This window comes from Ancylomarina sp. (assembly GCF_041555295.1).
GTDB lineage: Bacteria > Bacteroidota > Bacteroidia > Bacteroidales > Marinifilaceae > Ancylomarina.
In genome coordinates this window covers 1-7,276 of sequence record NZ_JBFFKR010000177.1, presented here as the reverse complement: position 1 = coordinate 7,276, position 7,276 = coordinate 1, and the positions used below count along the sequence as shown (strand labels likewise).

Below are 7,276 nucleotides of genomic sequence, written 5' to 3'. Positions count from 1 at the left end.
CATACCATTGGAGCAGCTGGTGTTGGTGTACAAGCCGTAAAAGTTTTTGGAGCGGCTTCGTTTGGAATTGTTTCCGCTGTTTTAACCTTATTAATTTTGGTCATCACCGAAATTATACCAAAAACAATTGGAGCCAGGTATTGGAGAAATTTGGCAATGATATGCTCACCTCTTATCAGAGGTATGATCTTTATTACTTATCCTTTAGTTCTAATGTCAGCAACCATAACAAAGCTTATTTCGAGTAATAAGCAAGAGCAGACGACGAGTAGAGAGGAAATAGCTGTATTAGCGAGTATAGGTGCAGATGAAGGCATTTTTACAATAAAAGAAGATAAAATTATTCAAAATTTATTGAAGCTCAAAAATGTGAAAGTAACAGAAATAATGACCCCGAGAGTTGTTGTAGCTCTTGCTGATGAAACCTTGTTTCTGAAGGATTTTTTGGAAGATAAGGATTATTTGAGATTTTCGCGTATACCGGTCTATTTGGGCAATGATGAAAATATAACGGGTTACGTCTTTAGACAAACCGTTTTTGAAAAGCTTGCAGAAGATCAATTTGAGTTAAAATTGAAAGATATTAAACGAGATATCGTCGTTGTTCCCAATTCGATCGTTCTATTTACTTTGTGGGAGAAACTCTTAGAGAAAAAGGAACATATTGCCATGATTGTTGATGAGTATGGCGGTTTGGATGGTATCGTAACATTGGAAGATATTATTGAGACCTTACTTGGACTTGAAATAATTGATGAAACGGATACTATAACGGATATGCAGAAGTATGCCAGAGATAGATGGAAGGAAAGACAAGCTAAATATAATATACTTGAGAACTGGAATAAGAAGGGGAAAGACTGAAAGCCTCCTGGCGATGTTTAAAATAGTGGTAATAACAAAGCTCCCTGAATTTATAGGGAGCTTTGCTGTTCTATAGGGATACTTTATTCTTTAATTTTCTCAAAAAGAACCTCATTCTCAAGCTCTCTATAATGAGTCAGTTTTTCGTTGAAAGCTCTTAATAGATCATAAACCAAGTTGTATGTTTTGCATGAACCTTCGGGTGCTGTATACTTGTGGGTTAATTCTGAGATGTTTTCAAGAACACTCTCAAAAGCAAGATGATTACCAGCTAATGATGAAATTTCAAACTCCAGAATATTGTCATCCTCCTTAATATCATCAATCAAATCGAATACAGTTTCTTCTTTTTTGATGTGCTCCTTTAGCTCTTCAACCAGTTGTAAAAACAGATTGCGCACTGCAGGCAAGTGCGGGTGAGATTCCCCGTGCACACGAACAACCTTGTCGATAGGAGGCATTAGTTCGTTGATATCAGCAACAATCTTCTGGTGGTATTGCTTTGCGATATAAGTCATCAACTTTTCCAGATCCCAACTTTTATAAGTTTCTACTGTTTCTACTTTTTTATCAGGTGCTTGGTATGAAAATTCCATTTTATTCGATTTTGATTTTTAATATTTAGTGTAGGAGAGTTGTGTGTCTTTTACTCTAGTTTACTTGCAAAGCTAAAATTATTATTCAATATCACCTATGCTTGGGTTTGTTTTTGAGTCGTCATGTAGAATTGCTTTTAACTAGTGTCTTTCACTATCTTGATTCTTTATGATTTGCATTATTAGGATTGTATTTTACTGAAGAAATAATTGTATGTAAACTTAATTTCATAAATTTGACAGTGTTCTTAAAAGTTGAATTATAATATATGGAAAATAAGCGACCTAAAGTAGGTGTTGGAGTTGCCGTTATAAAAGAGGGGAAAGTGTTGTTGGGTAAGCGTAAGAATGCTCATGGAGAGGGAACTTGGTCTTTTCCAGGTGGGCATTTGGAGTATCAGGAAAGTTGGGAAGATTGTGCAATGCGTGAAACTCTTGAAGAAACAGGTTTATCTATAAAGAATGTTCGGTTTGGAACCGTAACCAATGATATATTTCGTGAAGAGCAAAAGCATTATGTGACTATCATTATGCTATCTGATTATGACTCAGGAGAACTGCAACTGACGGAACCTGATAAATGTGAAAAGTGGAAATGGTTCACATGGGATAATCTACCTGATTCCCTTTTCGTATCCATCGAAAATCTTTTGAATGACAAGTATAATCCCTTAGATTCAAGAGAATAAGAATAGCCTTATCGTTTTTTTTTGAGATTGTGCTTCTGAAACAGATAAGTAAGTTCCCTGTTAAAAAAGATAATTTAATACTAAATATTGGAAATCTAAAAAATGAAAAAACTCCTTGTGATTATTTTGATACTTTGTGCTGGATATACTCATGCTCAAGATAAAAAGCAAAAAACGACAGTCAGTTCTTTTTCTGTAGAAACAAACAGTTTGGATGAACTTAAGAACTACGATTGGAAAAGTTTAAAAAAATTCTTTAAGGGTAATGAAAAAAATGATTCAATACAGATCAGGTTTTGCTTAAAGAATGATGATTCTAAGAATAAATTTAAATTAAACCTTTCATCCACTACTGTTAAAGGTAAAACTTGTGAGTTGAGGAAGATAATTAGAACTGCTAAACGGATGACTAAAGAGCTTATCAAAATAAATAAGGAGTTTAAAGAGTAATATTTAATTAATTATAAACAAAAGATGATTTACTTAGGATTTATTGGGCCATTTCAGATTTTAATTGGTCTGTTTGCTCTGGCAATTTTTACAATACTACCCATTATTGCACTCATCGATATTTTGCGAAATGAGTTTACAGGATCTAACAAGTTAATTTGGGTCCTTGTTACTATATTTTTACCTTTTCTGGGACCTTTGCTTTATTTTTCAATTGGACGTAATCAGAAAATTCGTCAGGTTTAAAGAGCGAATAACTCTCAGTAATTAAAAGTAAATCCCAATCTTAAGTAGAGGTTGGGATTTGTTTTTGTTAATAATATAGGTGATATGCAATATGGTAAATCTATTGTTTAACTGTTTTTAACTATTTATAAATTTAATTTATGTTTAGATTTATGTTCTGTATTTATTAAAAAAAACAAACACAATCAATATTTCTTTTTTGGTCGAATATATCAATTGAAGATCAATAAATATTTCTAAAACAATCTATAATATGATTAAAATGAAAAACATTTTTTCCTTGGCATGTATTATGATATTGTGTTATTCCAGCAGTTTTGCACAGTTGGATCTCAAATATCAAAAGCCAGACAAAGCTATTTTCGATTTGGCAGATGCACCAATGGCACCATCGGTTCGCATTAACAGTAAAGGTGACAAGATTGTCTTACTCGAGAGAAACCGTTATAAATCTATTATTGAATTATCGGAACAAGAGTTGCGATTGGGTGGCTTGCGTATTAACCCGGTAACGAATATTGGAAGTCGTGTGCGATACAATACGGGCATTGCTGTCCAAATTGTAGGAGAGAAAAATAGTATCGCTGTTAAAGGATTACCTGCTGATGGTCGCTATGCGAATTTTTCATGGTCTCCTGATGAGAACTTTATGGCTTTTACCAATACCACATTAAAAGGGGTTGAGTTATGGGTTTTAGATATAGCCAAAGCTGAAGTTGTAAAATTATCTGAAGATAAATTGAATGCCAATATGGGACGTCCTTTCACATGGTATCGTGATAGTAAATCTTTGCTGGTTAGGTTTTTATATCAGAATAAGAAACCTTTAATAGAGAAATCGACAGCTATTCCTTATGGACCAACCGTTACGGTTAATGATGGTAAGAAAGCCCAGAATAGAACCTATCAGGATTTGTTGAAGGATAAATCAGATGAATTTAATTTTGAACAATTGGTTCGTTCAGAACTCTATAAGGTGAATCTTTCAGGTGAGAAAGAATTGTGGAAGGAGGCAGCTATGTACAAGAGCTTTTCATTTTCGCCTGATGGTCAATATATCTTACTGACTACTATCGAAAGACCTTTTTCTTATCTGGTTCCTATGTATCGCTTTCCATCTAAGACTATCATTTATACTCAAGTGGGCGAAAAGGTGAAAACCATTCTTGAAGTGCCACTTATCGAAGATCTACCTAAGGGTTTTATGGCTGAACGAAAAGGGATGAGAAATCTATCTTGGCGTTCTGATCGTCCATCGAGCCTTTACTGGGTTGAAGCATTAGATGGTGGTGATCCTGCAAAAGAAGTTGATTTTCGTGATGAACTGTTTACATTGGATGCTCCTTTTTCTAAGGCGGCTCAATCATTACTAAAAACAAAATACCGATTTGCAGGAGTCACATGGGGAAACAAGCAGACTGCTGTTGCTTACAATTATTGGTGGAATAGCAGAACAATCCAAACGCTTTTGTTCGATCCATCTCATCCTGAAAAAGCGCCACGTATATTGAATGAGAGAAACTATCAGGATCAATATAGTGATCCAGGAAATTTTGTGACAAGCAAAAACGAATATGGACGTTACTCTCTAGAGTTAGATGGTAATAAAGCTTATTTGAATGGTAAAGGTTATTCCAAAGAAGGTGTTCGTCCCTTTATTGATGAGATCAATCTTAAAACAGGGAAAATAACTCGTTTATGGAGAGCTGATGGTAAAACGACTTTGGAGAGCATTTCCGATGTCATTAACATTAAAAAAGGCATTATCCTAACCAATGTCCAGTCCAAAAACGATTATCCGAACTATTACATTCGCAATATCAAGAAAAGAATTGCACCACAGCAGATCTCATTTACTGAGAATCCTTTTACGAGTATTCAGAATGTGCACAAGGAGGTGATTAAATACAAGCGTGAAGATGGTGTTGAACTTTCAGCAACCTTATATCTTCCTGCTGGATACGATATGGATAAGAAGGAGAAGTTACCGATGTTGATGTGGGCTTATCCCAAAGAATTCAAGGATAAAGCAAGTGCAGGACAGGTAACAACTTCGCCTAACGAATTTGTTTATCCTTGGTATGGTTCACCAATTTTTTGGGTTAACCGTGGTTATGTGGTTCTAGATGATGCTTCGTTTCCAATTATTGGCGAAGGTGATGCTGAACCTAACGATACCTTTATGAAACAATTGGTGGGTAATGCTAAAGCTGCCATCGATGCAGTTGATAGTTTGGGTTATATTGATAGAAATCGTGTTGCTGTTGGTGGACACTCATATGGTGCATTTATGACGGCTAATCTATTAACACATTCGAATTTATTTGCTGCAGGTATTGCTCGTAGTGGTGCTTACAATCGAACACTAACACCTTTTGGCTTTCAGAGTGAAGAGCGTAACTATTGGGAAGCGCCTAAGGTTTACAACACGATGTCGCCATTTATGAATGCCGATAAAATGAAAACACCTTTACTTCTGATTCATGGTAAAGCCGATAATAATTCGGGAACATACACCATGCAAAGTGAGCGTTATTTTAATGCATTAAAAGGCTTAGGTGCAACAGTCCGTTTGGTAGTATTGCCTAAAGAAAGTCATGGTTATGCCGCCAAAGAATCGATTCTGCATATGTTATGGGAACAGGATCAGTGGTTAGAGAAATACGTGAAAAATCGTAAGATGAATACAGAAAATTTTAAAGTAGAAAAGTAATTCCATTTGAAATTTATTTGAGAGAGCTCCTTTATAGGGAGCTCTTTTTTTGTATATAATTTAGAGGTAAAGGAAGAAAGAAACCTATGTAAAAAGATGCTATTCAGCATTCCTTTGAAAAAAATAATTATCTTATGTCTCAGATTCACAAATAGAATCAATAGCCTATGGAAACCTATCTCAATATTATACTCTTTTTAGCCGGATTTTTAATTGTAAGCGTTTCAGCCAGTCGGCTGTCACTCTACTTCCTGAAGGTTAAATTGCCAATTATTACTGGACTCCTTGTTATTGGAATTATTGCAGGTCCTTTTGTATTAAAACTTATTCCTGGAGAATCCTTATCCGAACTTAATTTTATAAATGATATTTCTCTTTCTTTTATCGCTTTTGCGGCAGGAGCCGAGCTCTATCTTGCAGAGTTAAAAGGGAGAATGAAGAGTATCAAATGGATGACTTTTGGGCAACTCTTTTTCACTTTTGTTTTGAGTACCATAGCCATTTATTATTTGAGTGAGCATATTCCGTTTATGTCAGGATTCACGAATGGGGTTAAAATTGCTATTGCTATGTTAATAGGCGTTATTTTTGTAGCTCGTTCGCCAGTTTCAGCTATTGCAATTATCAACGAAATGCGAGCAAAAGGACCTTTTGTTAAAACGGCAATGGGTGTAACAGTAGTAAAAGATGTTCTTGTCATTATTCTGTTTACACTTTGTTTTGCCATTGCTGAAGCTCTTATTTCGGGAATCTCCATCGATTTTCTTCTAATTCTGATTCTTGTTGGTGAGCTGGCTTTGTCTTTTTTTCTTGGATGGGTTTTAGGTAAGTTGATGAATTTTGTTCTGGGTTTGAGCCTGTCAACAGGTCTTAAAGCTTTTGTTTTAATTGTTTTAGGCTACTTGTCTTTTTTTCTTGCACATCAATTGCATCATTATAGCGAAGCTCTTTTTGGTTTCCGTATTTATATAGAGCCTTTATTGGTTTGTATTCTTGCAAGTTTCTATGTGGTCAATTATGGAAATTATCGTCGTGAATTCAACAAAATAATAGAACGAGTTGTTCCAAAGATCTATATTCTGTTCTTTACGCTTACAGGGGCTTCTCTATCCCTTGATAGTTTTGGAAAGGCCTTTAGTATTGCGATTATCTTCTTTTTTATTCGATTGATTAGTATGGCTATTGGAGCCTATGTGGGTGGACGTTTGGCAGGAGATCCCAAATCCTATAACCGAATTTCGTGGACCCCCTATGTGACACAAGCAGGAGTTGCTTTAGGCTTGGTTTCTATTGTCAGCCAAAAATACCCTGAATGGGGAGCTGAGTTTGCTACTGTGCTGATTACGGTTATTGTGATTAATCAAATAGTCGGTCCGCCTCTCTTTAAATGGGCGATTCTGAAAGTTGGAGAATCTCATCGCAAACACGATGTTTTGCATGAAAAGCGCGATAAAAAGGTCTATATTTTTGGTCTCGAAGGGGAATCTCTAGCCTTAGCTCGACAGCTGAAATCCAGTGATGTTCAGGTAAGCATGGTAACACGCGATAAAGAAAAGGCATCGCATGAATATATGGGTGTTAAGGTTGTTCATATAAAAGACTTAGGCGTAGATGAAATGAAACGTATTGGGGCTGATGAGGCTGATAGTTTTGTTCTTTTTTATCAAGATAAAGAGAGTTTAGAAATCTGCGAATTAGCTTATGAACAATTTGGTACT

At 35.5% G+C, this 7,276-nt stretch carries 7 protein-coding genes; 6 read left to right on the top strand and 1 reads right to left on the bottom strand.

Translation table 11 applies throughout. The annotated features are described in order from the left end of the window. Nucleotides 1–864 (top strand): CNNM domain-containing protein (locus tag ABY905_RS11960; RefSeq protein ID WP_372644175.1); only part of this gene is annotated, 864 nt, incomplete at its 5' end. Nucleotides 865–947: 83 nt separating this feature from the next. On the opposite strand, the gene ABY905_RS11955 is transcribed toward ABY905_RS11960, so the two are convergent. Then, complete coding sequence (locus tag ABY905_RS11955) at nt 948–1,460, bottom strand: hemerythrin domain-containing protein (protein WP_372644172.1); 513 nt, start codon at nt 1,458–1,460, stop codon at nt 948–950. A 269-nt stretch (nt 1,461–1,729) separates the two neighbouring features. Here ABY905_RS11955 and ABY905_RS11950 point away from each other — a divergent pair, with 269 nt between their 5' ends. From ABY905_RS11950 to ABY905_RS11930, 5 genes are all read left to right on the top strand, one after another. Beyond that, entirely contained in the window at nt 1,730–2,149 is a 420-nt protein-coding gene (locus tag ABY905_RS11950) for an NUDIX hydrolase (RefSeq protein WP_372644169.1), read from the top strand. Between the two features lie 102 nt (nt 2,150–2,251). Next, nucleotides 2,252–2,599 carry a hypothetical protein gene (locus tag ABY905_RS11945; RefSeq protein WP_372644166.1) on the top strand — a complete coding sequence of 116 codons (348 nt, stop codon included), beginning with the start codon at nt 2,252–2,254 and terminating at the stop codon, nt 2,597–2,599. Nucleotides 2,600–2,623: 24 nt separating this feature from the next. After that, the gene (locus ABY905_RS11940) at nt 2,624–2,845 is read left to right on the top strand and encodes a PLD nuclease N-terminal domain-containing protein (protein ID WP_372644163.1); all 222 of its coding nucleotides are present in this window, start codon (nt 2,624–2,626) and stop codon (nt 2,843–2,845) included. 262 nt (nt 2,846–3,107) lie between these two features. Further along, complete coding sequence (locus tag ABY905_RS11935; protein WP_372644160.1) at nt 3,108–5,558, top strand: prolyl oligopeptidase family serine peptidase; 2,451 nt, start codon at nt 3,108–3,110, stop codon at nt 5,556–5,558. A gap of 167 nt (nt 5,559–5,725) precedes the next feature. Then, a partial coding sequence (locus ABY905_RS11930; protein ID WP_372644157.1) for a cation:proton antiporter occupies nt 5,726–7,276 on the top strand: 1,551 nt, incomplete at its 3' end.